Origin of the sequence: Pseudarthrobacter sp. YAF2 (genome assembly GCF_052113345.1) — a bacterium.
GTDB lineage: Bacteria > Actinomycetota > Actinomycetes > Actinomycetales > Micrococcaceae > Arthrobacter.
On record NZ_JBFRDA010000001.1, the window covers coordinates 228277 to 252368 of the forward strand.

A 24092-nucleotide genomic window follows, 5' to 3' on the forward strand; every position below is an offset into this window, starting at 1 on the left:
GGACTGCCTGCGGTTCATATGCTGGTTGATGGTCACGAAGCGGGCGCCATGGTCAGTGCCCCTATGTCGGCCGCGGGCAGGGTCAGCGCCGCCGTTGTTCCCTGTCCTGGGTTGCTGGACAGAACGACGTGGCCGCGGTGGTTTTCCATGATGGATTTGGTGATCGCCAGCCCCAGCCCGGCGCCGGGAATGGTGGAGGAGTGTGCCTTGGCCGCGCGGAAAAAGCGGGTGAAGGCCTGGTCCAGCTCTTCCTCGGTCATGCCGACCCCGGTGTCGGTGACCTCGCAGCGGAGTTCGTGCCCCGTGGCGTCGACCTTGACGGTAACCGTGCCGCCTTGGGGGGTGTATTTGATGGCGTTGGAGATGAGGTTGTCGACGGCCTGGCCGAGGCGGTCAGGGTCGAAGTGACCTGTGGCCGCTTCTCCGGGGGTCAGGTTCAGGGTGATGCCGCCGGCCTTGGCCCGCGGTTGGGCGGCCTCAACACGCTGACTGACAACCTCGCTCAGGTCAGCGTGCCGCGGGTTGATGGGCACGGCGTCCGCGGCGATCGTCAGCAGGTCACCGACCAGATGCAGGAGCCGCTGGGCGTTCCGTTTTGCGACGGTCAGGTACATTTCGATGTTAGGGTCAAGGCCTTCTTCGTCCAGGGCCAGGTCCATGTAGCCCATGATCGAGGTCAGCGGGGTCCTCAGTTCGTGGGAGACGCTGGAGACGAACTGGTCCTTTGCCGAGAGCGCTTCGACCAGCGCTGTGACATCGGTGAACGCAAGGACCGCTCCCCGGTGTTCGCCCCGGGAGTCACGGATCAGCCGGCACGTTGCGGAGTAGGCCCTCTGGCTGGTGCCGTCGTCGGCCCAGATCAGTTCGTCTGTGAAGGACTCTCCTTGTGCCGCCCGGAACCCGGGGCGACGCTCCGGGGGAAGCGCATGCTTCCGGTCAGGACCATAGACGAGGAAGCTCGGTGGTTCATCGGACAGCTGTCTCCCGGTGACGGTCCCTCCGAAATGGCTGCTGAATTGGTGGTTGGCGAGCACGGCCTGCCCTTGGGCGTCGAGGGCGCAGACGCCTACGCCGACAGTGTCCATGACGCTGCTGAGCAGCCGCTCGCGGTCCTCGCTGGCAACCAGGAGGTCTCTGACCTCGCAGCTTTGGGCCTTCAGCTGTTGCCGCTGTAGCGAGAGGGCGTTGACAATCGCGTATGACGTGAGCGCGATCGCTCCGACTATGACCGGGAGCAGGACGATCCGGATAAAGTCCGGGCCATCAAAGCCCGTACCCAGGATGGCCGGGGGCAGCACCGCGCTGAGGATGGTGGCGACGACGGCGAAAAGGACGCCGCTGCGGCGCCGGTCCGCGGCCAGCCATACGACGGGAAAAACCAGGAGGAAACCCAGGACGGTGAGGTACTGGTCTGCGGCCTCGCGGGAGAAGCCAACGACGATGCAGTCGAGGGCCGGGATGACGAGCACGGCCCGTTCGGGCAAGCGACCCCACGGCACCAGGGCGCAAGCGCCAAGGAGCAGAACATGTGCCCCGAGGCTAAGAAGGAATGGCCCGGACACATCGAGTTGCGGGTGCAGGACCTTCGTCAGGACCGTGACCAGCAGCATGGTCGTAGACAGCGGAAGCTGAAACAGCACCGCCCGGCCCCTGGGCCCCAATGTCCGGTAGTACCCATACAACTGCTCAAAAAGCATGGTCTCCCCTACCTGCCTCGAACGCTTGTGGAAGAAACCTACCCCGCAACGTGCGCAATCAACAGCAATGCTGGTTCTTAATCTCCGTCGGCATGGGGGCTTTAGGTGCGCTTTTCTGCCCGACGTCCGGCCGCGCAGTAGAATCCGGATCTGACAGGAGTTGACATGACTGAGCCAGGGAAACAACCAAGCCCCGCTTCCGGGCGCACGCCGTACGTTCCACGCAAGATCAGCGGACCCGTGCTCATGGGCGTCGTTCCCGGCCAGCCGCTTGCCGTCGCCCACCGTGCGGCCGAGCTGGCGTACAGCCTCGGAGTGAAGCTGGTCTGCGCCTACGTGGACGTCACCACCTACCTGGCTGAGGAGCCGGACGGCAGGGTGGAGGCCCGGCCGATCGACCCGGACGGGATCGATGACGACATCGAAGGAATCAGTGCCACCATCGCCGCGGAACTCCGCGCGGCCCTCGACGGAACCGGCGTCGACTGGTCCTTCGTGACCCTTGCCGGTGACCCTGCCAGGGCACTGGGGCGCCTGGCTGAATCCGCCGACGCGTCAGTCATTGTGGTGGGCACCCGCGAGCGCGGACTCGGAGCCCGGCTGGAGGAACTGCTGGTGGGATCTGTCGCCGTGCACCTCACCCACCGCCAGCACCGGCCCGTCCTGGTGGTCCCGCTTGCGCCGCACAGGCCACAGCCGAAGGCGGGCCACTGATGGAACCGCCGGTTCCCGAGGCCCAGGCGGGGACCGCGGACACGCAGGGGCACGACGACGGGACCCGGCTTCCGGAGGGCACCGGCCGGGAGCCTGCCCCGGACGAGGGGACACTCGGTGCGGCGCGCGCCCACCGGCCGTTGCACCTGCACCCCGGGTTTCTGTTGGTGGTCATCGCCGGAGGCATCCTGGGGGCGCTCACCCGTTACGGCATGAGCAGCATCCTGCCTGCCCCCGGCGGCTGGCCGGTCCCCACTCTGGTCATCAACCTCTCGGGGGCGTTCCTGCTCGGCCTCCTGCTGGAGGCCCTGGTCCGGAGGGGCCCTGACACGGGGCGGCTGCGGCTGATCCGGCTGTTCGTCGGCACCGGCTTCATGGGCGCGTTCACCACCTACAGCACCCTGGCGGTGGAAACGAACACCCTGTTCGGGGCCGGACGCGTCACGGACGCGCTGCTCTACGTCGGGGTCAGCGTGGTGGCGGGCGCGGCGGCAACGGTAACGGGGATCTGGCTGGCGGCGGGCCATCACGCCCGGGCAACCGATCGCCGGCAGAGTCTGCACAAGGAGGGCCAGTGAGCGTCGTGACCATCCTCCTGATCGGCCTTGCCGGCGGGCTTGGCGCGGCCACCCGGTTCGTCGTCGACGGTCTGGTACGGTCCAGGATGCGCACCGCCCTGCCGGTGGGAACCATCATCATCAACGTCACGGGCTCGTTCCTGCTTGGCTTGCTCGCCGGTGCCGTGATCGTGCACGCAGCGCCCGCAGAGCTGCAGGCCATTGCCGGCACCGGATTCTTGGGCGGGTACACCACGTTCAGCACGGCCAGCTTCGAAACCGTGCGGCTCATCCAGTCCCGCCGCACCGGACTGGCCCTCCTCAACGGAATCGGCACTGCAGTGGCCGCGGTGGCCGCAGCCGCCGCCGGCCTGGCCTTGGCCACACTGCTCTGAGTCGCGGGCGGCCTGCGGCCCCGATATCCGTTTTCGACCCTAATATCCGTTTTCGCTGCCCGGATTCCTGGGCGCGGGCAACATTTCGGGTGCGTCAGGTAGCGCGTGCGTCATAGCCGGTTTTGTGCGTCGAGGACGGCAGAGCGCGTACGACGACGGGCCACACCTGCCGCTGCCAGCTTCCGTTCCAGCGCCCCAGGTTCCTTGAGGTTCGCCCAGTCCCACCGCACCACGTGCAAACCCAGGGCGCGGATTCGGTTCTCACGGTTCTTCTCCGCCACAACGGCCTGCGACGCGGTGCGGCCCCTGAGGAACTCATCCTTCACATACTTCTCCTCGCCGTCGAACTCGCCAACCACCTTGGACTCCTTCCAATAGAAATCGGCATAGCCAACCGGCCCGGCGGCGTCTGAAAACTTCTGCTGCAGGATGGGGGTTTCGAATCCGGCCGCGTGGATCAGTGCACGGCTCCAGGACTCCCCGGCCGAGCCGGATGCAGGATCGGCGAATGCAATGGCCGCCCGGATCCGCCGCGCCGCGGCCGCAGAGTAGATCGCCCCGATGCCGGCCTCGAGTTCGGCCTTGGTCAGGGCGGGGAGCCCGTGGATGGGGTCGTCCCGCAGTACATGATCCAGCGGGACGATGGCCTCCGCGAACGGGCTGAACGCTGCCAGATCCAGTACGGTCCGGATGCGGTCGGTAACCAGGAAACCGCCGAGCTGGACCACCTTCAGGTCTGTCCTGGCAGCGAAGTGGCGCCTGATCCCACCGCGCGACCGGCCGCCGTCGTTCTTCAATGTGAGCACCTGCACGGGGTGTACGCCGATGGTGGGGATTCCCCATGAGCTGGCGGCGGAGTGGCGGGCGAAAATGGTGGGTTTTTGCAGCATTTCCGCAGCTGCCTGGATGCGCAGCGGGTATTGTTCCCATGGTTTCAGCGCCCGCCACGCCGGACCGTCCGTGTAGACGCCGTGCCGGACCCGGACCAGTGCGCCGGCCCTTACCCGCTTGGCGAGCTCGTTCGGCGTGAGCCCGTGGACCATGGAATCGCGGGACAACAGAAGCGGTGGAAGATCTGGCATTCACCCATGGTGCACAGCCGTCCGGCGGCGCCGGAATGGGTGCCAGGCGCTATGTGGAAAAGCGCTCCGCGACGCGCAGATTACATATCGCGGCGCAAGTTACCTGGCGCGCCAGATATGTGGGGGGCGCAGGGGAACATCGGCGTCGAAAATGGATTTGGGCGTCGTGAAAGTTGGAGAAGCGTACGACGGCGGCGGCCCGGGTTCCGGCGGGGAGAAATCGTTAGGCGGGGCTGCTGTAGCTGGAGCGGGATATGGCGCCCATCCTCGGTTGGGTGGGCGCCGCCAGGGTCTACCCCCGCGCCAGCGGAAGTGCGAGCCGCATGGTGGTCCCGTCGGGACCGGTGCGGACCACATCCACGGTGCCGCCGGCGGCGGTGGCAATGTCGCGGACCAGCGCCAGCCCGATCCCGAAGCTCCGCCGCCCGGCAGGCTCACCTGCCCCAGGAGCACGGCCAGTGGACCGCCCCGGAGCGCGGACGAACCGGTCAAAGATGCGGTCCGGGTCAACCCCCGTGATCCCGGATCCGGTGTCTGCCACCAGGACCACGGCCCGGGATCCCTCAACACTGGTGCTGATGGTGATGCTGCCGCCTGCGGGGGTGTGGGCCAAGGCGTTGTCGGCCAGGGCCAGCACCGCGCGCCGCAGCGACCCCGGGTCCACGCGTACAAGAGCCGCGCCGCCGCCCGGGCTCCCACCAGCGCCGCCCGGGTCTCCGGAGAAGGTACAACTGACGCCCTGCTGCCGGGCCAGGTCCTGCAGGCTCGCGGTAACTTCCCGGGCAACGTCCGCCACATCCACCGGCTCCACATCGGAATCGCTAGAGGAACCAACGGGGGACCCCGTCGCCGCGAGGAGGAGTTCGTTGACGATCCCCGTCAGCGTGGCCGTGTCGTCCCGGATCTTCGCCAGGGCCTGTGCTGGTTCGGACCCGGGTTCGGCCTTGCGTTGCGCGAGCTGGATGCGGGTATCAAGGATCGCCAGCGGGGTGCGGAGTTCGTGGCTGGCGTCCTGGACGAAGCGGCGTTGCCGGGCCAGGGCCTCGCCCAGCGGCCGGATGGCACTGCGGGCGCTGATCCACCCCACCACACCGGCCAGCACGATGCCCGCCAACCCGGCCAGGATCATCCCCTCGATCAGGTCCTTCGAATCCAGGTAGGTGTAGGGCTTGCCGGCTGTGGAACCGGGCGGCGTGGGATGGGCCAGCTTGTTCATGAGGAACACGGTGGCGGCGGTGAGCAGGACCAGGACCAGGACGGCCACCCCGGCGCTGATCCGCAATGCCACCTTGAGTGACGCGCGGCGGAGGGTGTCCCGGTCCGCGTCCCCGGAGCCAGAGGAAAAGGAAATCATGATGCATCGCCGATCTGGTAGCCCACGCCGTGGACGGTGCGGATGACGGTCCGGGAGATCTTGCGGCGGAGGTGGTGGACGTAGGTGTCGATGACGCCGGGCTGGTCCGTGGACTGGAAATGCGCGGCGAGCAGGTCGTCGCGGGTGAACACCCTGCCGGGTTCGGCGGCCAGAGCCGCCAGGAGTTCGGCCTCCTTGGCGGTCAGCGTCACCACCTCGCCGTAGGCGGACCGGACGGCGCGCGACGCCGGGTCGAAATCCCAGGTGCCGATGCCCACCGGGCCCGCGGGCGGAGCGAACGTCCGCGTTAGTGCGCGCAGCCGCGCTGCCAGCTCGCCGGCGTCGAACGGTTTGGTCATGTAGTCGTTGGCGCCGGCGTCCAGCCCGCGGACCTTCTGGTCGGTCTCGCCCAGGGCGGTGAGGATCAGGATGGGCGTGGCGATGCCCTTCGCCCGCAGCGCCGCGATGACCGCCAGTCCGTCCATGACGGGCAGGCCGCGGTCAATCACCATCACGTCCCAGGATTGCGTCAGGCCCAGGTGGAGGGCTTCCTGGCCGGTGGCCGCGAGCCGGATCCGGTAGTCCGGCTCCAGCAGTTCCGCGATTAAGGGACCCAGCGCGGGGTCGTCTTCGGCGAGCAGCAGGGAGGGCCGGTCCGGGGTGGTCATGCGGCCTATTCTTCCGTGAATGCGTCCTGCCGGGCTGCGCGGCGGCGCTTGAGGAATTCCACGGCCCAGGGAACCACGGAGACCAGGACCATGAGCACGGCGATGACGTCGATGTTTTTGGCGATGATTTCGTAGTGCCCCAGCCAGGTGCCCAGCAGGGTGACCGACGTCGCCCATGCTAAAGCACCCAGGATGTTCCACAGCGTGAAGGCCTTGTACCCGTACCGGGCCGTGCCGGCGGTCAGCGGGGCGAACGTCCTGATGATGGGGACGAAGCGGGCCAGGACCACGGCCGCGCCACCGTGCCGGCGGAAGAAGTCCTCGGTGGCGGTGAGGTGGGCGGTTTTCAGGACCTTGGCGTCGTCCTTGAACCAGCGCCGGCCGAACCGCCGCCCCAGCAGATAGCCCACCTGGTCGCCGGCGATCGCGGCCGCCGTGATCACGCCGATGAGGACGGGAAGCGCCAGCTGCAGCTGCTGGTGCAGGAGCCCGGCGGTGAAGAGCAGCGAATCACCGGGCAGGAACGGGAACAGGACGCCGGATTCGATGAAGACCATCCCGGCGATCACGCCGAGGGCGGCCGGTCCCAGGCCGCCGAGCAGGCCTGCGGGGTCCAGCAGGGAGGGTGATCCCGCGGTGGCCATGGCGGAGACCACGTCAGGGGTGAGCATGGCGTGCATGGGGGTCCTTTAGCGTCGGCTCGACGGTGTGGTGAGCGCGGCGGGCAGGTGGTCGAAGAGCCGGGGAGCGTAGCGGTTCCAGAGCCCGGCGAGCAGTACGACGGCGGCGCTCGCCGCCAGGAAGGAGGCCACCACGTCGGTGGGGTAGTGCACGCCGACGTACAGCCGGGACCATGCCACCGTCACGGCCATGACGGCGCCTGCAACGGCCACCAGCCTGGACCAGCGGGTGCGCCGCGCCAGGAAGTACAGGGCGAAGGCCAGGGCGACGGCGAAGCTGACGTGGCCGCTGGGAAAGCTGTTGGATCCGGTCTCCGGCGCCAGCGGGTCGAACAGCAGCGACGGGTTGGGCCGCTGCCGGGCGACGATGAGCTTGAAGGCTTCGCTGGCCACCCAGCCCGAGCACGCCACCACGCCGAAGGCAACGGCCCTGGCCAGGTCGCGGCGCACCACGAGAACGGTGACGGCGATGACCGCAATGAGGCCCAGTCCCGCCACCGGGCCGAACAGGAGGTTGATTGCCATCGCGACGGCGGTCAGCACGGCAATGTGGTGCTGGCTGAGGTCCTGGTCCACGTTCAACTCGGCAGTGGTGTCGCCGGGCAGGAGCTGCACCGTGAAGCCCAGCGCGACGACGGCGGCGCACAGCAACGCGCCCAGCAGCAGCCAGTGCCGGGCCTGGGGGAGCACGGGGAACTGGGCACGGGCTGCGGCGGTAGTGCCGGGCTTGCCTGTTGTTTTGTGGGCGCGGGTTGGTTCGTTCACGAATCCTCCGGGGTGGTCCTGCGGCGGACAGGGTTCTGTCCTGGTCTCTGCTTCGATCCTCCCCGAGGGTTCCTAAGAAAGGCTTAAGAAATGTGACCGCCGCAGGACCGCAGAGGGCGCCGCTTCCCGTCACGTCATGGGCCGGAGGTGATCGCGGTGAGGAGCGCCTCTCCGTCGGGGCTGCCGAGGCCGGTGCAGGGGTCCCAGCCGGCGGCGGCCTTGTATGTGCCGTTGTTTCCGGTGGTGATGTCGCGGAATGCAGCCTTGTTGCCGTACAGGAGCGGCTGGATCTGCCCGAAGGTTCGGCTGGTTGACTGCGCCAGGAGGGCGATGAGTGCCGCCCAGAGCGGTGCCACGGCGCTGGTGCCGCCGATGACCATGTCTTTGCCGTCAACCCGCACTTTGTAGCCTGTCTGGGGGTCCGCGACGCCGCTGACGTCCGGTACTCCGCGGCCCTTCCGGCCGGCGGGGTGATGGCCGCCATGGTGCGTGGACTGGCCGGACTGCCATGTGGGGGCCGGGAAGGTGTCGCTGTAGCCGCCTCCGGTGGCTGAGTGCGGCCCGTCATTCCACACAGTTTCGGACGTGATGGTTCCCGTGGCCGGGTCCGCGTCAAGGCGGGTTCCGCCGCACGCCAGCACATGGGGGCTGGAAGCAGGAAAATCGGCGTGGTCTTTGCCGTCAGTGGCGCCGTCTGCGCTGCCGTTGTCGCCTGCTGCTGCGGTGACGGTCACGCCAAGTGCCGACGCGTCCGCCAGCGCCTGGTCGAACGCTGTCCGGGCCTGGGCGGTCCAGTCGTCCTCACTTTGGCCCCAGCTGATGCTGATGGACGTGGGTGCTGGGGTGGCGTGGGATGCGTTGATGATGGCGTCGAGGAAACCGGCGTCGGTGTTGGGTGCGAAGTACACCGGAATGTCCGCCTGGGGCACCAAGGCGCCCACCACTTCGATGTCGAGGAGAACTTCGCCGTCCGCGCCAGTGGGGTCCTTTCCGGGCTGGTTCGCGGCGCCGTCGACTCCCACTGCCCGCACCGTGGGCCCGGTGATCCCGAGTTCGGAGAAGTAGGCGTCCAGGTCGGATTGGGCGAAGCCGCCGCCGAGTTCGATGATGGCCACGGTCTGGCCCGCGCCGCCGCCCCCGGTGGGGAAGTTGTAGATCCGGGCGAGTTCGGGCGGTGTGTAGCTGGTCCCGGATGCCGCCAGCGGAATGGCATGGAACTGGGCGCGGGCCTGGGGGCGGTCATCAAGGCCCAGAACCGCCGTGACAACGCCGTCCAGCTCCGCGGGGATCTGCAGCCCACCGGTCCTGTGCCGGTGGGTGACGTCGTGGCCGTGGGGACCGCTGCTGGTGACCTCCTCCAGGCTGGTGCCGAAGATCCGGCTCAGGCCTTCCACCGTCCCGGCAAGGCGTATACGGCGGGAGGCGGGGTCGGCCTCGACGACGTCGGCTCCGAGCCGTGTGAAGGTTTCGGTGGCAAGGCGCAGATCCTCGTCGGAGGCGCCATGACGGGCCGCCAGTTCTTCCCGGGTTAGGGGAGCGGCGGCCTCAGTGGAGGTCTCCGGCAGCGGCTCCTGACGGCGCAGGATCACGGTGACCTCGATCCTGTGGGCGGGGTTGGCAGGACCCAGGGTGTCTTGGATCCTTGCCGCCGTGGGGCGTTCGGAGCCGGGGAGGGGGACCCTGCTCTCCGCGTGCTCGGGGGTGGTGTTGGTGTGCTCAGACATGGTTTGGCTCCGTTCGTGGGTACGGCAAAGCCAATTGTGCTCCGGGGCACTGACAATGAACAGGGAGCGTGACCGGCAACGGCGGCTATGGAAGCGGAATCACGACGGCGGCAGGCTAGTTCCCGGTGGCGAAATAGTTCCTGAGCTGGCTGGCTATGGCGGCGGCGGAGACCTGGTGGGTTTGGCCTTCCAGGACGCGGTGTTCGCTTCCGGGTATGGCGTCGGCAATGGCCTGTTGGGCTTCAACCATGGGGTTTGCGGCTTTTCCGCCGACCATGACCAGGGCCGGTACGGTGATTTGCCGGAGCCGTTCCAGCGGGGCCACGAAGTCGTTGGTCACCAGGGCCTCGTAGGGCAGGGTGTTCGCGGCTGCGGTTTGCTTCTTCCACACGCCGGGCATGAGGCGCAGCAGGTAGGGGAGGAACGCCGGCGCTCCGACCATCTTGACCAGGAAATAGGACACGGCGCTGCCGCGCTTGCCGTCGCTGAGCAGGGCTTCAAGGTGCTTGCGGTGGCTCTCCGGGGTCCCGCCCGCCGCCTGGGTGCCGGTGTAGGGCGCTTCGTAGGTGGCCAGGCGCCGCATGGGAACTCCCGCTGCGGCAGCTTCGAGGGCGAGGGCCGCGCCGGAGGAGATTCCGTAGACGTACGGGCTGGTGCCTGCTTCGTTCAGCACTGCCTGAAGGTCCTCGATCTCGCGTTCTGTGGAGTAGGGCTTGGTTTCGCCGCTGTCACCGCGTCCACGCCGGTCGTAGAAATAGACAGTGAACGCATCCTTCAGCTCATTCGCCAGGGCACGCGCCGGGCCGAAGGTTCGGCCGCAGAAAGCGCCGTCCACCAGGACAAGGCTGGGCCCGGTGCCGATCCGCTCCACGCTGAGGGCGGTGCCGTCGGGCGACAGGACGGTGAGGACCGTGCCCTTTTCTTGTGCTTTGGTCATCTGGATGCTCCGTATGGTCGTGGGCGCTGGAAGGAATGTGCTTACAGTTCAGGCGGCAAGATGGAACGTCTCCGCGAAGCGGTGCAGGAGGTTCCCTTGCCCGCTCAGCACCTGGATCACACCGGTTTCGATTGCGCGGTCAGGGGCCATTTCACCGGAGATCAGCTGGCGGATGCCCGGCCCGGCGGCGAAGGCGAGGTCGGCAAGGCCCTCGCCGCGCCTCACATTCAGGGTGGGGCCATCCACCCTGATTAGGAGTTCGCTGGAACCGAAATGCGCTGAGTAGGCGGTCGCCGGTAGTGTGGCCGCCACGTCGGGCCGGAACGTGGTGCGCAGGTCCATGGTGATCGAATCGGGGGTGATGATCTGTTCCACGCGGGGGTCGCCCATGGCTTTGAAGCCCCAGGCGCCCAGCGCAAGAACAACCGGTTCGAGCTCGCGGCCGTACGGCGTCAGTTCGTAGACGATCACGCGCGAGCGGGGGGCCCGCCGGATGACTCCGGCGGCCTGCAGTTCTTTGAGCCGCGCCGCCAGGATGTTGCTGGGGATCCTGGGGAGGCCCGCCGCGAGCTCTCCGTAGCGGCGCGGCCCCACCAGCAGGTCACGGACGATCAGGAGGGCCCATCGCTCGCCGACGAGTTCCAGGGCCGTGGTGATGCCCGAGTACTGTCCGTAGTCGCGTGCGGCCATGAACCTCAGGCCTGCTGGTTCATGAAGGCTTCGGGGCCTTGTTTAGAGGCGACCGGGTCCATGTAGCCGAACTCGAGGATGTTGCCGTCGGGGTCGGTGAGCTGGCGCTGGTACATGAAGCCGTAATCCGAGGCCGGCTGCGCTTCGGCCCCGCCTGCTGCAAGGCCGCTGGCCACGCTGGCGTCCACAGCCTCCCGGCTGTCGAGGAAGATCGCGGTTGTGGCCGACACCGTCGCCGAAGGGTCGCCGATGGGCCGGTCGCTGAAGGTCTGGAAGTACTCGCGGACCAGGATCATGAAGTAGCTGTGGTCTTCCTCCACCACTACGCAGGCCGCGTTGTGGTCCGAGAAGAGCGGGTTAATGGTGAATCCAATCGCCGTGTAGAACGCTTTGGCACGCTCCAGGTCGGTCACCGGCAGGTTGACGAACATTGCGGTCATGATGGTCTCTTTTCCCAAGAAGGTGCGGACATCCTGATACTTGCAAAAAACAAGTAGGGCGTCAATACCCCGATGAGCTGTAGCCAGTCCGGGCAGGGGAGCTTCGCTCTGGGTGGCGGCTTATCGTGGCCGCCCGGTTGCCACAAGCGAGCGGGCGTTGGGGGAAGGGCTGCGAAAGGTGAGCGGGCGTTGCAGGGGGAGGGGTGCACGCTTGACGAGTTCCGCCGCGCCCGCATATCCTGAACGAACGGTCGGTAAATAATTCCGGACGTCCCAGTAGGTCTTTGCATAGGAGCAACCATGGCAGCGCAGAACTTGCAGTCAGTGCCGGCTGAGCTAACCCAAGAAGCGGACGCCGCGGGGGAGGCCCACTTCGACCGCATCATCGCCGAGGACTCCCGGATCGAGCCCCGCGACTGGATGCCGGCCGCGTACCGCAAGACCCTTCTGCGCCAGATCTCCCAGCACGCCCACTCCGAGATCATCGGCATGCAGCCGGAGGCCAACTGGATCTCCCGCGCCCCCAGCCTCAAGCGCAAGGCCATCCTCATGGCCAAGGTCCAGGACGAGGCCGGCCACGGGCTCTACCTCTACTCAGCCGCCGAGACCCTGGGCCAAAACCGGGACAAGATGATGGACGACCTCATCGCCGGCAAGGCCCGCTACTCCAGCATCTTCAACTACCCGGCGCTGACCTGGGCGGACATGGGTGCCATCGGCTGGCTGGTGGACGGCGCAGCCATCTGCAACCAGGTCCCGCTGTGCCGCGCCTCGTACGGCCCCTACGGCCGCGCCATGGTCCGCATCTGCAAGGAAGAGTCCTTCCACCAGCGTCAGGGCTTTGAGATCCTCCTGGAACTCTCCAACGGCACGCCCGCGCAGAAGCAGATGGCCCAGGACGCCGTGAACCGCTGGTACGCCCCGGCCCTGATGATGTTCGGCCCGCCGGATGACGATTCCCCCAACTCCAAGCAGTCCATGGCCTGGAACATCAAGCGCTTCAGCAATGACGAGCTCCGCAGCCGCTTCGTGGGCATGATGGTGGAGCAGGTCCGGGTCCTGGGCCTCACCCTCCCGGATGACCAGGTCCGCTTCAACGAGGACACCAAGAAGTGGGAGCACGGCCCGCTGGACTGGCACGAGTTCCAGGAAGTCCTGGCCGGCCGCGGTCCCTGCAACGCCCAGCGCCTCGAGCGCCGGAGGGCAGCGCACGACGACGGCGCTTGGGTCCGCGAGGCAGCGGCGGCTTACGCAGCAAAACAGTCAGCAAAGCAGCAGAAGGAACACGCAGCATGACACCCCATGGCAACCCGGACGCCCCCGCAAGCGCCGCCACCGAAATCAACCGCGAAGCCCCGAAAGCCTCGCCAGCCCCGGCCGAAACCCACGACCGCGGGGCCTGGGGCCTCTGGGAGGTCTTCGTTCGGTCCAGCCGCGGCCTGAGCCACGTCCACGCCGGCTCCCTGCACGCGCCGGACGCCGCCATGGCCCTCCGTAACGCGCGGGACCTCTACACCCGCCGGAACGAGGGCGTCTCCATCTGGGTGGTCCCGGCGGACGCCATCGCGGCCAGCGATCCCGATTCCAAGGGCTCCTTCTTCGAGTCCCCGCAGGGCAAGGACTACCGGCACGCCACGTACTACACCAAGAGCGAAGGGGTGAAGCACCTGTGAGCACCCCCGAAACCACGGCAGAAACAGCAACAGGCCACGGCGACATCTCCACCGGCGTCGCAGGCGGGGACTCCAACGCAAGTGCCACCCGCATCACCCCCGGCAACGCCCTCCGCCCGGAGGACATCGCCCTCGAGGTCAAAACCGGCCTGGTCAAGCCCAGCGAGGACATCGCCGAGTACGCCCTGCGCCTCGGCGACGACGCCCTGATCCTCGCCCAGCGCCTGGGTCACTGGATCTCGCGTGCACCGGAGCTGGAGGAGGATATCGCCCTGGGCAACATCGCCCTGGACCAGCTGGGCCACGCCCGCAGCTTCCTCACGTACGCCGGCGCCGGCATGCCCAAGGAGGACGGTACGGCCACGTCCGAGGATGAGCTGGCCTACTTCCGCCGCGAGCACGAGTTCCGCAGTGTCCAGCTGTTCGAGCAGCCCAACGGTGACTTCGCGGCGACTATCGCCCGCCAGTTCGTGGTGAGCTACTACCAGTACGAGCTCTACCGCCGCCTCACCGAATCCACGGATGAAACCCTGGCAGCCATCGCGGCCAAGGCCGTGAAGGAAGTGGATTACCACCGGGACCACAGCAGCCAGTGGGTCCTGCGCCTGGCCGGCGGCACCGATGAGTCCCGCACGCGGATGGTCCACGGCCTGCGCCTGATGTGGCCGTACGTCAACGAACTGTTCCAGGACGATGACCTGACGCAGCGCCTCGCTGAGGCGGGTGCCGCCGTCGCGCCGTCCAGCCTTAAAGGCGACTTTGACCGCCTGACCACCGAGGTCCTCACGGAAGCCGAGCTGGAGGTCCCGGACGTGCCCGCAGCGCCGGGCGGCGGCCGGTACGGCAAGCATTCGGAGCATCTGGGCTACCTCCTCGCGGAGATGCAGGTCCTGGCCCGCGAGCATCCCGGGGCGAGCTGGTGACCGCCATGTACATCTCGGACTTCGAAACCCGCACCCGGACCCCGCAGCAGCGGGCGTGGGACATCGCCGCCACGGTGGTGGATCCGGAGATCCCGGTGCTCTCCATCGCGGACCTGGGGATTTTGCGGAAGGTCGACGTCGGCACGGACGGAAGCGTCAAGGTCACCATCACGCCCACGTACTCGGGCTGCCCGGCCATGGACGCCATCCGGGACGACCTCCAGGCCGCCTTCAAGAAGGAGGGCTACCAGGAAACAAAAGTGGACCTGGTCCTGGCCCCGGCGTGGACCACGGACTGGATGACTGAGGCCGGCAAGCAGAAGCTGCAGGAGTACGGCATCGCCCCGCCCACCGGGAACAGCAAAGCCGGCGGCCACACGGGTGCAATCAGGCTAAGAATGGCCGTGAAGTGCCCGCAGTGCAACAGCCTGAACACCAAGGAACTCACCCGCTTCGGTTCCACGTCCTGCAAGGCGCTGTATGTGTGCCAGGACTGCAAGGAACCGTTCGACTACTTCAAAGTCCTGTAAGGAACCCCCATGCCTGTTGTCCGCCAGACCGCCGCCGAAGAGGCTGAGGTGACCGGCCGCCGTCGTCCGTCCTTCCACACCCTCACCGTGCAGGAGGTGCGCCGGCTCACCGAGGACGCCATCGAGGTCAGCTTCCACGTCCCCGCGGAGCTCGCCGGCAAGTTCGACTACCTGCCCGGCCAGTACGTGGCCCTGCGCACCACGCTGCCGGATGAGAATGGCGAGCCGAAGGAAATCCGCCGCAGCTACTCCATCTGCGCCGAGCCGCGCAGTTTCGAGGACGGCAGCAGCGAGATCCGGGTGGCCGTGAAGAAGGACCTGGGCGGGCTGTTCTCCACCTGGGCCAACGCCGAGCTGAAGGCCGGGGACACCCTGGACGTGATGAGCCCCATGGGCGCGTTCGTCTCCAAGCACGGCCGCGACGGTGTGGCCGTGGAGCAGAACGTCATGAACTCCATGAACCACCCGGAGGAGCTGGCGGGGGAGGGCGGGAACTTCGTGGCCATCGCCGCCGGGTCCGGCATCACCCCGGTGATCGCGATCGCCCGGACGCTGCTGGCCGCCAACCCGGAGACCCGGTTCGACCTGATCTACGCCAACAAGGCCGCCATGGACGTGATGTTCCTGGAGGAGCTCGCGGACCTGAAGGACAAGTACCCGCAGCGGCTGGCCATCCACCATGTGCTCTCCCGGGAGCAGCGGATCGCGCCGCTGTTGAGCGGTCGGATCGATGCGGAGAAGCTGCAGCAGCTGCTGGGTACCGCCCTGCACGCGGACGATGTGGACGAATGGTTCCTGTGCGGGCCGTTCGAGCTGGTGCAGCTGTGCCGGGACACCCTGGCCGAGCGCGGGGTGAAGCCGGAGAACGTGCGGTTCGAGCTGTTCACGAGCGGTAAGCCGGACCGTCCGGAGGGGCAGGCCGGCCGTCCCGTGGTGGTGGACGAGTCCAAGGAGACGTACAAGATCACGTTCAAGCTGGACGGCCTGCAGGGCGAGGTCGCCAGCCCCACGCACGCCCGCGAGTCCATCCTCAACGCGGCGCTGCGGGTGCGCCCGGACGTGCCGTTCGCGTGCGCCGGGGGAGTGTGCGGCACCTGCCGGGCCAAGGTGGTCACCGGCAGCGTGACCATGGACGAGAACTACGCGCTGGAGCAGGATGAGCTGGACAGGGGCTACGTGCTCACCTGCCAAAGCCACCCCACCAGCAAGGAAGTCACGGTCGACTTCGACGTCTAAGCCTTTTCCGGTCTCACCAAAGGAGTTCCATGATTTCCCTTTCCATCAGCAACGGCATCGCCGAGGTTGTCCTGGACGCCCCGCACAAGCTGAACTCACTGGATGAGCAGGCGCTGCGGGATTTAACCCAGGCGTACGACGACGCTGCTGCCGCCGCCTTGCGCGGTGAGGTGCGGGCGCTGCTGCTGAGGGGAGAGGGCCGGGCCTTTTGCGCGGGCCGGGACATCGCCGGGGTCACCCCGGAGAATGACGACGCCGGAGCGTACCTGGGCGGGCTGGTGGAGCCGTTGCTGAAGAAGATGGCATCCTTCCCCGCACCGACGTTCGCTGCGGCCCAGGGGGCCTGCCTGGGCGTGGGTCTGGGGCTGCTGCTGGCCACGGATGTGGTGTACGTGGCGGAGAACGCCAAGTTCGGATCGCCGTTCGCCAAGCTGGGGGCCACGCTGGACTCGGGCGGGCACTGGTACTTCACGGAGCGGCTGGGCATGCACCGGACGCTGGACCTGATTTACACGGCGGACCTGATCTCGGGCGCCGAGGCCGTGGCGCAGGGGATGTTCAGCCGCGCCATGCCGGCGGCTGAGCTGCTGGATTCCACCCGGGCGATCGTGGAGCGGGTTGCCGCTGGCGCCACGGGTGCGTTCGTTGCGTCGAAGGAGCTGGTGGCGCACATCCGCGATCAGCGCCTGGGCCTCTGGCAGGCCATGCAGGAGGAGAACGAAGAGCAGGCACGGCTTTGCAAGACCGAGGATTACGCAGAGGGTTTCCGGGCTTTCCAGGAGAAGCGCGAACCCAAATTCCGCGGTGATTGAGCCTGTTGAAAGCGAGCTCCACGAAACCATAATTGTCCGCCGCTCCAACAAATTTGTTAAGGTTCAGCTATGACTATGGGGAGAGCTATCACCAAAGCCGTCATTCCTGCTGCCGGATTGGGAACTCGATTCCTGCCCGCCACCAAGGCAATGCCGAAGGAAATGTTGCCCGTTGTAGACCGTCCGGCCATCCAGTATGTCGTCGAGGAAGCGGTGGGTGCCGGCCTTACCGATCTTCTGATGATCACGGGCCGCAACAAGCGCGCCCTGGAGGACCACTTCGACCGCGAGCCCGGCCTGGAGGCCGCGCTGGAGGCCAAGGGGGACAAGGACAAGTTGGGCATGGTGGAGTACGCCTCCAACCTGGGTCCCATTCACTACGTCCGCCAGGGTGAGGCCAAGGGCCTGGGCCACGCTGTGCTCTGCGCGCAGCAGCACGTGGGTGACGAGCCCTTCGCGGTGCTCCTGGGTGATGACCTCATCGATGAGGCCGAGAACCTGCTGAGCACCATGATGGAGGTGCAGCAGAAGACAGGCGGTTCGGTGATCGCGCTGATCGAGGTGGATCCGTCGCAGATCAGTGCCTACGGCTGCGCGGACATCTCGGTTGTTGAAGGCGAGGACTATGTCCGCGTCAACAGCCTGGTGGAGAAGCCGGCCGTCGGCGAGGCACCGTCCAACCTTGCCGTGATTGGCCGCTACGTGCTGCACCACTCGGTGTTCGGCGTCCTTGAAAACACCGCGCCCGGCCGTGGCAACGAGATCCAGCTGACCGACGCCCTGCAGACCCTCGCAGCGGGCGAGGGCGAAGGATCTGGTGTATACGGCGTGGTCTTCAAGGGGCGCCGCTATGACACCGGTGACAAGCTGAGCTACCTCAAGGCCGTGATTACGCTCGCTTCCGAGCGCGTGGAGTTCGGCGAGGACCTGAAGACCTGGATGAAGGGCTTCGTCGGGTAGTCGTGACGCTCTACTGCTCTAGGGAGGCTCGTTGCCGTAAGGCGGCGGGCCCCCTTTTTTGCGTGGCCAGGACTGCCACCAGGGCGCCAATGACAGCGCCTGACGTGTTCGTCATGACATCTGACGGGCTTGCAAAACGGCTGTGAAGAAACAGGAGCTGCCCCAGTTCGATGCAGCCGGAAATAAGCATTCCGAAGGCGCCGATTTGCCACCATTTCTTGTTCGTAAATGCCAGTGCGGCTACGAAACCAACGGGAAGGAATAGGCCTACGTTGGCGGAGGCCTCGACGAAATTGTAGTTAAACCAGCGGGGAATGCCGTGGTGGTGGAGGAAATACAAAACACTGGATAGCTGCCCGGAGAGGGGCTGGTCTACGGGTGTTGGCCAGAAGGCGACAAGTGCCAAGGGCACCACCATGGCCGCGAGAATCAGCTGCCACAGCCGGTGGTTGTTGAGGATTCTCAAAGGGGCCTCAGGACGTCCGTAGAAGGGCGAAGGCGGCGGTGGCCAAGGCGCAGGCCGCGAGAAGAATGAGGAGGCCGTAGCCCAGTACCTGTGGCCGGGGGAGTGGGATAGAAAAGTCGTATTCGCGTGGTGGTCTGCGCCAATGTCTCCCCATAGCCCTAATAGTTACCACAAATCGGACGGCGGTTGAGCCTGTCGGAATCAAGGGTGCGGAAACCCGCAGCCCACCGGCCGTTGAGTCTGTCGAAATTCGCCGGTGATTGAGCTTGCCGAAACTCAGTCGGTGGTTGAGCCTGTCGAAACCAAAAGCAAAAAGGTGGGTGCATCTCCGTTTCCGGAGATGCACCCACCTTCGTTGGTGCTAGGAGATGCTGCGGTTACGCGGCAACCTCAGCCTTGGCGCGGCGGCGAACCACCACTACGGAGGTTGCACCGGCTGCCAGTGCGCCTGCGCCCACCAGGGTCCACAGGATCAGGCCCGAGTCGGCACCGGTGTTGGCAAGGCCGCCCGTGTTGGCCAGCGGAGCGCTACCGGCGGCAGCGCCACCGGTGTTTGCCAGGGAAGCGGCCACGGTGACGGTGACGGGGCCAACGGTCACACCGGAGGTGTTGCCGGTTGCGGTCAGGGAGTAGGTGCCTGCTTCGCTGATGGCAATCGGCAGGGCAAATGCACCCTGGGCGTCAGCGGTTGCGGACAGGGTCTGCGGTGCCTGGAAGACGGGAATCTTCACGGCCACGGAGCGGCCCAGGCCGGCGCCGTTGGAGGCCGGAGCCTGGCCCGGCGTAACGGTGATGGTCAGGCCTTCGCCGGCGAGGAAGCCCTGGCCGCGGAACACGAAGGATTCACCCGGGCCAACGGTGCCGTCGGAAACGGCGGCCTGCGGCGGAAGTGCCGGGTAGGTTGCGGCCATGGCAGGCGCGGAACCGATGAGTGCGATTGAGCCCGCGAGTGCGAGAGCAGCGAGTGTTTTCTTCATGTGTGTCCCCCCGGAGACGTTTAAGTTTTGATACCCGATTTTGGGGAAATGTCCCCTCCGCACGAGACCGTGTGCAGAACTACGGATAGATATCCCAGATAGAAGGTACCATCCCGGATAGGTTGTAACCAACCTCAATCCAGTCGGTTTACATGGTGTTAACGCAACCGTCACTGGCCTTGATCACATGACGCGTTTTCCGTCGGAAGGATAACGTCCTTTACATGCTGAACGGTTGGCGTGACAACCAGGTTAGGTTCCGTGTGCTGAACAATTTTTCCGAAGGTGAAGTCCACAGTTTTGGACTCGCCAGGCGCAAGCTGCTGGGCAACCACGCCTACCGGCCTGTTCGCATGGATGTATGGGGCAAAGGGAGTCTTTTGGCCGTCAATCGTGGCTGACTCCACGTTTGCTTGTGCTGGTCCGTAGACAACGATGTTTGTTTGGACCGTACCGGCTGCTACTCCAAAAATTCCTGCACCGGTGACGTAGGCCGGGAGAGAAGTGGCAGCATCGGCAGGCGCTGTATTAGTGCTGGTTACGCGTACAGTCGTTTGCTCGTAGCCGTCTGCTGGACATTCCTTGACGAGCTGGACTGTGCGCTTAATGTAGTAGTCCATTTTGGCGCCTGTCCCGTCGTTGAAGTAAACGCCAAACTGAGCCGGAGAAACGCTGGGCCCAGAGATTGAGCCACTCAGCGCGTATTTCGTGATGACTGATTGTTCGGAGGCGTCGGCAGACCATACTAAGACACGACCTTCTTCTGTTCCCCGAGTAATTCCGGCGATAAGACCCTTGGCTTCTCCTTTGCCGCTCGACAGCGCTGCAAATACCTCCTTAGCGACGCCGGCAAAGTACGCGTCCTGCAGCTTTGGTTGCCTGATCTTCGCGTAAACGTCCGAGAGTAGGGTCGGAACCACATTGCCGCCGGTCAGTTCGGTTGGTAGCCCTGCTGCCTTCACCGCTGCCAGTTCCGGGCCGTTGATCGTAACCGGGCCGGTCGTCTGCAGGACATAGCTAAGGACAACAGGATCAATCGAGACGACGCCGTCGACCCGGCGTCCAGTTTTTCGCTCCCACATCGCTTGGGCTGTACTGGCGGCGGTGGGAAAGTCAGGAGTCAGGTTCACGTCCTGCATGTACTTCCCGAGGCGCGCCGAGTAAATCAGTTGCTGTTGCTCTTCAACCGGCAAAGTCGGTGACATAACGCCAACATCGACAGCACTACTCTGAGCTCCGAGGGACAGTTTTCCGTGATCGAACGTGAGTACAGCCAGGGCGCCCGGAATCCCACCAGAAGCACGGGCCTCCGCATTATTCTGGACGACAAGAAGGTAATTTTTCGGCCCGTCGGAACCTAACATTGTTGGGGCTATGCGTGCAGCATCTGCCGCGGAATCAAGCGCCCCCGCCGCCTCCTTGAGTTCCTGGGTTGCTGCTTTCAGCGGGAGAGCCACTTGGGGAAGCAATCGCGTTTGGTCTATGCCGTCCAGCCGTTCCCAGGATGAATGCACTGCATATGACGACGAGGCAACGCTTGGTGCTACCGCTGCAATTGCTCCGAGGTTGCTGCCCGAGCTGCTTGGCAGAAGTGAGTCCCAGTTAAGCGACTGATAGACATTCACCAGAGGGCTCAAACCTAGGTTCGCCACGTCGTCAGCTGATCTGGCCACTTCGGAGACGGCGCTTAGGTTTGGTCCCAGCCATGGCAGATTCGAAGCCAAAGTCCAAAGGGGATCTTCAGCAGAGTCACGAGCGGTCGTAGTGTGATTGCGGAGTTCTGCCAACGTGCTTGTTACTGCGCCTTGATCAGATGCCTCGATCTCCTGTTTCAGCTGTGAGACCAAACTCGAGGCTCTCTCTAACTCGGACTTGATGGTGGTGGCTTTATAACCCAACCAAATGGCAGCAAGACCGAGGATCGCAATGAGTAGGAAGACCGGGAGTCCAATCTTCAGGATTCTGCGGAATCGTATTCCTAGCCAAGGGGAGGAGGTTGAGTCTGCGAATAGCGCGGAGGATTCAGGTACCTTCTGGGACATGTTCAGGGACGGCCCAGACCACGGTAAGTCCAACCAGCAGCTCTCCACTTACCTGCATCCAAGACGTTTCGTCCGTCTAAAATGCGCGGAGAGGCGACGGACACGGCAAGTTCATAAGGGTCGAGACGACGGAATTCTTCCCACTCTGTTAGTAGAAGTAAAGCGTCGGCTTTGGCGACCGCCTTGCTCAATTCTGGTTCGTACTGCAGTTCAGGAAATCGTCGCGCCGCGTTCGGAAGAGCCTTCGGGTCTGTAACTGTTACGACAGCACCTTGCAGTTGGAGTTGCGCGGCGATGCTGAGCGCTGGGGAATCTCGTACGTCGTCGCTCTCTGGTTTGAAAGCAGCGCCCAAAACTGTGATGCGTTTACCCAAGAGCATGCCGCCCATGAGTTCTCTCGTGAGCTCGACTACTCGTGTCCTTCGTCGCATGTTAATTGCGTCGACCTCGCGCAGGAACGTTAGGGCTTGGTCTGCGCCAAGCTCACCTGCGCGCGCCATAAAGGCCCTGATATCTTTAGGCAGACATCCTCCCCCGAATCCAATGCCGGCGTGAAGAAACTTACGTCCGATACGGTCATCGAGGCCTATTGCATCAGCCAGCCGTGTGACGTCGGCGCCAGAAGCTTCGCAAACTTCAGCCATTGCGTTGATGAAGGAGATCTTGGTTGCGAGGAAGGAGTTGGCCGCCGCCTTAACGAGCTCGGCCGTTGCATGGTCAGTGACCAGACGAGGCGTGCCATCAGCAATTGGCCCAGCGTAAACGTCGTCCAGGATGGCCACAGCAACGTGTTCCTCCTCACCACTTTTGACGCCGTAGACGAGACGATCCGGACTAAGCGTGTCCTGAACGGCATGTCCTTCACGGAGAAACTCAGGATTCCAAACCAAGTGGGCCGTTGGCTCACTTGCCTCAAGCAGGCCTTCAAGTCGAGCAGCGGTTCCAACTGGAACGGTTGACTTACCCACGACGAGATTTCCTGCGGCAACGTGCGGTAGAAGAGCGGTCACAGCTGAGTCAACGAAACTCATGTCTGCAGCGTTTTCCCCCTTCTTCTGAGGTGTGCCAACGCATATGAAATGGATATCGTTGCCGGCAGCGGCAGACATGTCCGTGGTGAACGAGAGTCTGCCTGTTTCCTGTACATCTCGGAGCAAGTCATCTAAACCTGGCTCGTAGAAGGGAGCTGCGGCCTTTGAAAGTTCTGCTACCTTACGTTCGTCTACATCAATGCCTACGACCTCATGGCCAAGCTTTGCCATGCATGCCGCATGAACTGCACCCAAATACCCGCAACCTATTACAGAAATACGCATTTCAACTACCTTCCCCAGAAAGAATTATTGTTTCGCTATACAGCTAAAGAGTGTTATTCAGTCATCAAACGGCGCCGTCACTGGCAAAGACAGCTCGGAAGGTCTTGAAGAGAATCACAATGTCACCCATAAGCGACCAATTCTCGACGTAATAGAGGTCAAGGCGTATGCTCTCTTCCCAACTCAGGTTTGACCGCCCGCTGACTTGCCACAAGCCACTCATTCCTGGGCTGACATACAATCGACGCTGCGCTGCGTCGTCATAGAGGGCGACCTCGCCTGCTCGCTGTGGCCTCGGACCCACGAGGCTCATGCTGCCACCAAGGACATTTAGCAGCTGCGGGAGTTCATCCAGCGAGAATTTTCGTAGGATCCTACCAAGAGGCGTGATGCGAGGATCATTCTCGACTTTAAACAGAGGCTTATCGGCTGTTCCCTGGGCGTCCAGTAGCGCCTGAAGCTGGGCGTCGGCATCAACCTTCATTGAACGAAATTTGAGCATATTGAATGTCGTCCCCCGCAGTCCAATTCTCTCTTGCCGGTAGAACACCGGGCCTGGATCGGTCAGACGGACCAGAACACCCAGAAGTAGGAAAACTGGGGACAGAGCTGCAACCAATAACCCGGCTACCGCAACATCAAAGGCCCTCTTGGCAACTTTCTTACCTCCTGTGAGCTTGGGCGTCGAAACGTGAATCAACGGCAATCCCGCAACCGGTTGAGTATGGATCCGTGGACCTGCGATGTCGGTCAGAGCGGGCGCCAGTATCATGCCAATGTCTCGTGCTGCGAGTTCCCATCCCAAACGTCGAAGATCCTTGGGATGCATATTGACGCCAGCAGATACCGCGACCGCGTCAACTTCGCTTGCAAGAATCACCGCGAGTATTGAATCGAAATCGGCTTCAGTGCCCGTAACAGGGACGGAGAGTTGGGCGTCTCTCTCCCAGCCCGTTCCTGCCCCTGGTAGGTGCGCGGCGATGGGCAAGTAGCCTGCCGAAGGTGCACTCTTGAGCGACAAACTTAGGTGCGCGGCTGAATGCGGGCCGCCGATGATGAGTACTCGCGACGTGCTTCTGCCGCGGCTCCTTTCAAGGCTGAGGTGTTGTCGAACAAGCCAGCGACCGGCTAACAAGCCCAAGGCGCCTGCCGGAAAAGCCAACCCGACGAATCCCCGAGCAGTGTCGATCCGGAGGGCGTAGGAAAAAATTGCAACGAAACCGAACAGCCACATTGAGGCAGCCAGAACGCGTTTATATTCTTCCGAGCCGGAGCCGAGGACTTTGGCTTCTCTGGATCCCCAAAGCCATAACATGAGCCACCATGCAACGGCCAGCACTGCCGCGAGGACCAGATAGTCGGCATCCCGAACGTCACCGTTGCTGATGTCAGAGAAGCCAAAACGAACACCAAATGCGCCAGCAACAGCCCAGAGCACAACTAGTGCGTCCACT

General features: G+C 64.7%; 25 protein-coding genes. 10 read left to right on the forward strand and 15 right to left on the reverse strand.

All coding sequences use genetic code 11. The annotated features are described in order from the left end of the window. Window positions 1-32: 32 nt before the first annotated feature. On the reverse strand, window positions 33-1697 hold the full coding sequence (locus tag AB4Y79_RS01090) for an ATP-binding protein (protein WP_441857976.1): 1665 nt from the start codon (window positions 1695-1697) through the stop codon (window positions 33-35). A gap of 165 nt (window positions 1698-1862) precedes the next feature. Here AB4Y79_RS01090 and AB4Y79_RS01095 point away from each other — a divergent pair, with 165 nt between their 5' ends. From AB4Y79_RS01095 to crcB, 3 genes are read left to right on the forward strand one after another with little or no spacing between them, the layout of a single operon-like run. Beyond that, window positions 1863-2411, forward strand: coding sequence for a universal stress protein (locus AB4Y79_RS01095; RefSeq protein ID WP_441857978.1), 549 nt, complete (start codon window positions 1863-1865; stop codon window positions 2409-2411). Next, complete coding sequence (locus AB4Y79_RS01100; protein ID WP_441857980.1) at window positions 2411-2989, forward strand: fluoride efflux transporter FluC; 579 nt, start codon at window positions 2411-2413, stop codon at window positions 2987-2989. Before AB4Y79_RS01095 ends, AB4Y79_RS01100 begins: the two co-directional genes overlap by 1 nt. Window positions 2990-2994: 5 nt before the next feature. Then, window positions 2995-3363 carry a fluoride efflux transporter CrcB gene (gene crcB / locus AB4Y79_RS01105; protein ID WP_441858297.1) on the forward strand — a complete coding sequence of 123 codons (369 nt, stop codon included), beginning with the start codon at window positions 2995-2997 and terminating at the stop codon, window positions 3361-3363. A gap of 110 nt (window positions 3364-3473) precedes the next feature. Here the strand turns inward: crcB and AB4Y79_RS01110 are convergent, their stop codons facing one another. The 9 genes from AB4Y79_RS01110 to AB4Y79_RS01150 form a co-directional block, all read right to left on the reverse strand. After that, a complete protein-coding gene (locus AB4Y79_RS01110) occupies window positions 3474-4445 on the reverse strand; it encodes a hypothetical protein (protein ID WP_441857982.1) in 972 nt (323 codons plus the stop codon). Window positions 4446-4737: 292 nt separating this feature from the next. Continuing rightward, window positions 4738-5799 (reverse strand): sensor histidine kinase, encoded by a 1062-nt coding sequence (locus tag AB4Y79_RS01115; RefSeq protein ID WP_441857984.1) that lies wholly within the window; start codon window positions 5797-5799, stop codon window positions 4738-4740. Next, window positions 5796-6467 (reverse strand): response regulator transcription factor, encoded by a 672-nt coding sequence (locus AB4Y79_RS01120; RefSeq protein WP_308930033.1) that lies wholly within the window; start codon window positions 6465-6467, stop codon window positions 5796-5798. The genes AB4Y79_RS01115 and AB4Y79_RS01120 overlap by 4 nt, the downstream gene beginning before the upstream one ends. 5 nt (window positions 6468-6472) lie before the next feature. Beyond that, the gene (locus AB4Y79_RS01125) at window positions 6473-7147 is read right to left on the reverse strand and encodes a DedA family protein (protein WP_441857987.1); all 675 of its coding nucleotides are present in this window, start codon (window positions 7145-7147) and stop codon (window positions 6473-6475) included. 9 nt (window positions 7148-7156) lie between these two features. Beyond that, entirely contained in the window at window positions 7157-7912 is a 756-nt protein-coding gene (locus AB4Y79_RS01130) for a phosphatase PAP2 family protein (protein ID WP_441857989.1), read from the reverse strand. A gap of 134 nt (window positions 7913-8046) precedes the next feature. Then, window positions 8047-9636 (reverse strand): S53 family peptidase, encoded by a 1590-nt coding sequence (locus AB4Y79_RS01135; protein ID WP_441857991.1) that lies wholly within the window; start codon window positions 9634-9636, stop codon window positions 8047-8049. Between the two features lie 115 nt (window positions 9637-9751). After that, window positions 9752-10573, reverse strand: a complete 822-nt coding sequence (locus tag AB4Y79_RS01140) for an alpha/beta fold hydrolase (protein ID WP_441857993.1) — start codon at window positions 10571-10573, stop codon at window positions 9752-9754. 48 nt (window positions 10574-10621) lie between these two features. Beyond that, a complete protein-coding gene (locus tag AB4Y79_RS01145; RefSeq protein ID WP_441857995.1) occupies window positions 10622-11263 on the reverse strand; it encodes a winged helix-turn-helix transcriptional regulator in 642 nt (213 codons plus the stop codon). 5 nt (window positions 11264-11268) lie between these two features. Beyond that, window positions 11269-11703, reverse strand: a complete 435-nt coding sequence (locus tag AB4Y79_RS01150; protein WP_441857997.1) for a VOC family protein — start codon at window positions 11701-11703, stop codon at window positions 11269-11271. Between the two features lie 300 nt (window positions 11704-12003). On the opposite strand from AB4Y79_RS01150, the gene paaA reads away from it, so the two are divergent. From paaA to galU, 7 genes are all read left to right on the forward strand, one after another. Next, on the forward strand, window positions 12004-12999 hold the full coding sequence (gene paaA / locus AB4Y79_RS01155) for a 1,2-phenylacetyl-CoA epoxidase subunit PaaA (protein ID WP_441857999.1): 996 nt from the start codon (window positions 12004-12006) through the stop codon (window positions 12997-12999). Beyond that, on the forward strand, window positions 12996-13376 hold the full coding sequence (paaB, locus tag AB4Y79_RS01160) for a 1,2-phenylacetyl-CoA epoxidase subunit PaaB (protein WP_441858001.1): 381 nt from the start codon (window positions 12996-12998) through the stop codon (window positions 13374-13376). The genes paaA and paaB overlap by 4 nt, the downstream gene beginning before the upstream one ends. Next, the gene (paaC, locus tag AB4Y79_RS01165) at window positions 13373-14299 is read left to right on the forward strand and encodes a 1,2-phenylacetyl-CoA epoxidase subunit PaaC (RefSeq protein ID WP_441858003.1); all 927 of its coding nucleotides are present in this window, start codon (window positions 13373-13375) and stop codon (window positions 14297-14299) included. Before paaB ends, paaC begins: the two co-directional genes overlap by 4 nt. 5 nt (window positions 14300-14304) lie before the next feature. Then, the gene (gene paaD / locus AB4Y79_RS01170) at window positions 14305-14829 is read left to right on the forward strand and encodes a 1,2-phenylacetyl-CoA epoxidase subunit PaaD (RefSeq protein ID WP_441858299.1); all 525 of its coding nucleotides are present in this window, start codon (window positions 14305-14307) and stop codon (window positions 14827-14829) included. 9 nt (window positions 14830-14838) lie between these two features. Continuing rightward, window positions 14839-16065: a 1,2-phenylacetyl-CoA epoxidase subunit PaaE gene (gene paaE, locus AB4Y79_RS01175; protein ID WP_441858005.1), complete on the forward strand. Its 1227-nt coding sequence runs from the start codon at window positions 14839-14841 to the stop codon at window positions 16063-16065. A gap of 29 nt (window positions 16066-16094) precedes the next feature. After that, window positions 16095-16877, forward strand: coding sequence for an enoyl-CoA hydratase/isomerase family protein (locus AB4Y79_RS01180; protein WP_441858007.1), 783 nt, complete (start codon window positions 16095-16097; stop codon window positions 16875-16877). A gap of 69 nt (window positions 16878-16946) precedes the next feature. Beyond that, the gene (gene galU, locus AB4Y79_RS01185) at window positions 16947-17837 is read left to right on the forward strand and encodes a UTP--glucose-1-phosphate uridylyltransferase GalU (RefSeq protein ID WP_308930046.1); all 891 of its coding nucleotides are present in this window, start codon (window positions 16947-16949) and stop codon (window positions 17835-17837) included. A gap of 10 nt (window positions 17838-17847) precedes the next feature. Here the strand turns inward: galU and AB4Y79_RS01190 are convergent, their stop codons facing one another. From AB4Y79_RS01190 to AB4Y79_RS01210, 5 genes are all read right to left on the reverse strand, one after another. Then, a complete protein-coding gene (locus AB4Y79_RS01190; RefSeq protein ID WP_441858009.1) occupies window positions 17848-18303 on the reverse strand; it encodes a VanZ family protein in 456 nt (151 codons plus the stop codon). Window positions 18304-18680: 377 nt separating this feature from the next. Continuing rightward, window positions 18681-19280, reverse strand: a complete 600-nt coding sequence (locus AB4Y79_RS01195; protein ID WP_441858011.1) for an LPXTG cell wall anchor domain-containing protein — start codon at window positions 19278-19280, stop codon at window positions 18681-18683. 170 nt (window positions 19281-19450) lie between these two features. Beyond that, complete coding sequence (locus tag AB4Y79_RS01200) at window positions 19451-21127, reverse strand: DUF4012 domain-containing protein (protein ID WP_441858013.1); 1677 nt, start codon at window positions 21125-21127, stop codon at window positions 19451-19453. A gap of 197 nt (window positions 21128-21324) precedes the next feature. After that, window positions 21325-22638, reverse strand: coding sequence for a UDP-glucose dehydrogenase family protein (locus AB4Y79_RS01205; RefSeq protein ID WP_441858015.1), 1314 nt, complete (start codon window positions 22636-22638; stop codon window positions 21325-21327). Window positions 22639-22702: 64 nt separating this feature from the next. Then, window positions 22703-24091 carry a sugar transferase gene (locus AB4Y79_RS01210; protein ID WP_441858017.1) on the reverse strand — a complete coding sequence of 463 codons (1389 nt, stop codon included), beginning with the start codon at window positions 24089-24091 and terminating at the stop codon, window positions 22703-22705. Between the last annotated feature and the right edge of the window lies 1 nt (window position 24092).

What these genes read in the sequence shown, in the direction of transcription:
- AB4Y79_RS01090 (WP_441857976.1), bottom strand. Translation starts at nt 1,697, where the DNA reads ATGCTTTTTGAGCAGTTGTATGGGTACTACCGGACATTGGGGCCCAGG.
- AB4Y79_RS01095 (WP_441857978.1), top strand. Translation starts at nt 1,863, where the DNA reads ATGACTGAGCCAGGGAAACAACCAAGCCCCGCTTCCGGGCGCACGCCG.
- AB4Y79_RS01100 (WP_441857980.1), top strand. Translation starts at nt 2,411, where the DNA reads ATGGAACCGCCGGTTCCCGAGGCCCAGGCGGGGACCGCGGACACGCAG.
- AB4Y79_RS01110 (WP_441857982.1), bottom strand. Translation starts at nt 4,445, where the DNA reads ATGCCAGATCTTCCACCGCTTCTGTTGTCCCGCGATTCCATGGTCCAC.
- AB4Y79_RS01115 (WP_441857984.1), bottom strand. Translation starts at nt 5,799, where the DNA reads ATGATTTCCTTTTCCTCTGGCTCCGGGGACGCGGACCGGGACACCCTC.
- AB4Y79_RS01120 (WP_308930033.1), bottom strand. Translation starts at nt 6,467, where the DNA reads ATGACCACCCCGGACCGGCCCTCCCTGCTGCTCGCCGAAGACGACCCC.
- AB4Y79_RS01125 (WP_441857987.1), bottom strand. Translation starts at nt 7,147, where the DNA reads ATGCACGCCATGCTCACCCCTGACGTGGTCTCCGCCATGGCCACCGCG.
- AB4Y79_RS01135 (WP_441857991.1), bottom strand. Translation starts at nt 9,636, where the DNA reads ATGTCTGAGCACACCAACACCACCCCCGAGCACGCGGAGAGCAGGGTC.
- AB4Y79_RS01140 (WP_441857993.1), bottom strand. Translation starts at nt 10,573, where the DNA reads ATGACCAAAGCACAAGAAAAGGGCACGGTCCTCACCGTCCTGTCGCCC.
- AB4Y79_RS01145 (WP_441857995.1), bottom strand. Translation starts at nt 11,263, where the DNA reads ATGGCCGCACGCGACTACGGACAGTACTCGGGCATCACCACGGCCCTG.
- AB4Y79_RS01150 (WP_441857997.1), bottom strand. Translation starts at nt 11,703, where the DNA reads ATGACCGCAATGTTCGTCAACCTGCCGGTGACCGACCTGGAGCGTGCC.
- paaA (WP_441857999.1), top strand. Translation starts at nt 12,004, where the DNA reads ATGGCAGCGCAGAACTTGCAGTCAGTGCCGGCTGAGCTAACCCAAGAA.
- paaB (WP_441858001.1), top strand. Translation starts at nt 12,996, where the DNA reads ATGACACCCCATGGCAACCCGGACGCCCCCGCAAGCGCCGCCACCGAA.
- paaD (WP_441858299.1), top strand. Translation starts at nt 14,305, where the DNA reads ATGTACATCTCGGACTTCGAAACCCGCACCCGGACCCCGCAGCAGCGG.
- paaE (WP_441858005.1), top strand. Translation starts at nt 14,839, where the DNA reads ATGCCTGTTGTCCGCCAGACCGCCGCCGAAGAGGCTGAGGTGACCGGC.
- AB4Y79_RS01180 (WP_441858007.1), top strand. Translation starts at nt 16,095, where the DNA reads ATGATTTCCCTTTCCATCAGCAACGGCATCGCCGAGGTTGTCCTGGAC.
- galU (WP_308930046.1), top strand. Translation starts at nt 16,947, where the DNA reads ATGACTATGGGGAGAGCTATCACCAAAGCCGTCATTCCTGCTGCCGGA.
- AB4Y79_RS01195 (WP_441858011.1), bottom strand. Translation starts at nt 19,280, where the DNA reads ATGAAGAAAACACTCGCTGCTCTCGCACTCGCGGGCTCAATCGCACTC.
- AB4Y79_RS01205 (WP_441858015.1), bottom strand. Translation starts at nt 22,638, where the DNA reads ATGCGTATTTCTGTAATAGGTTGCGGGTATTTGGGTGCAGTTCATGCG.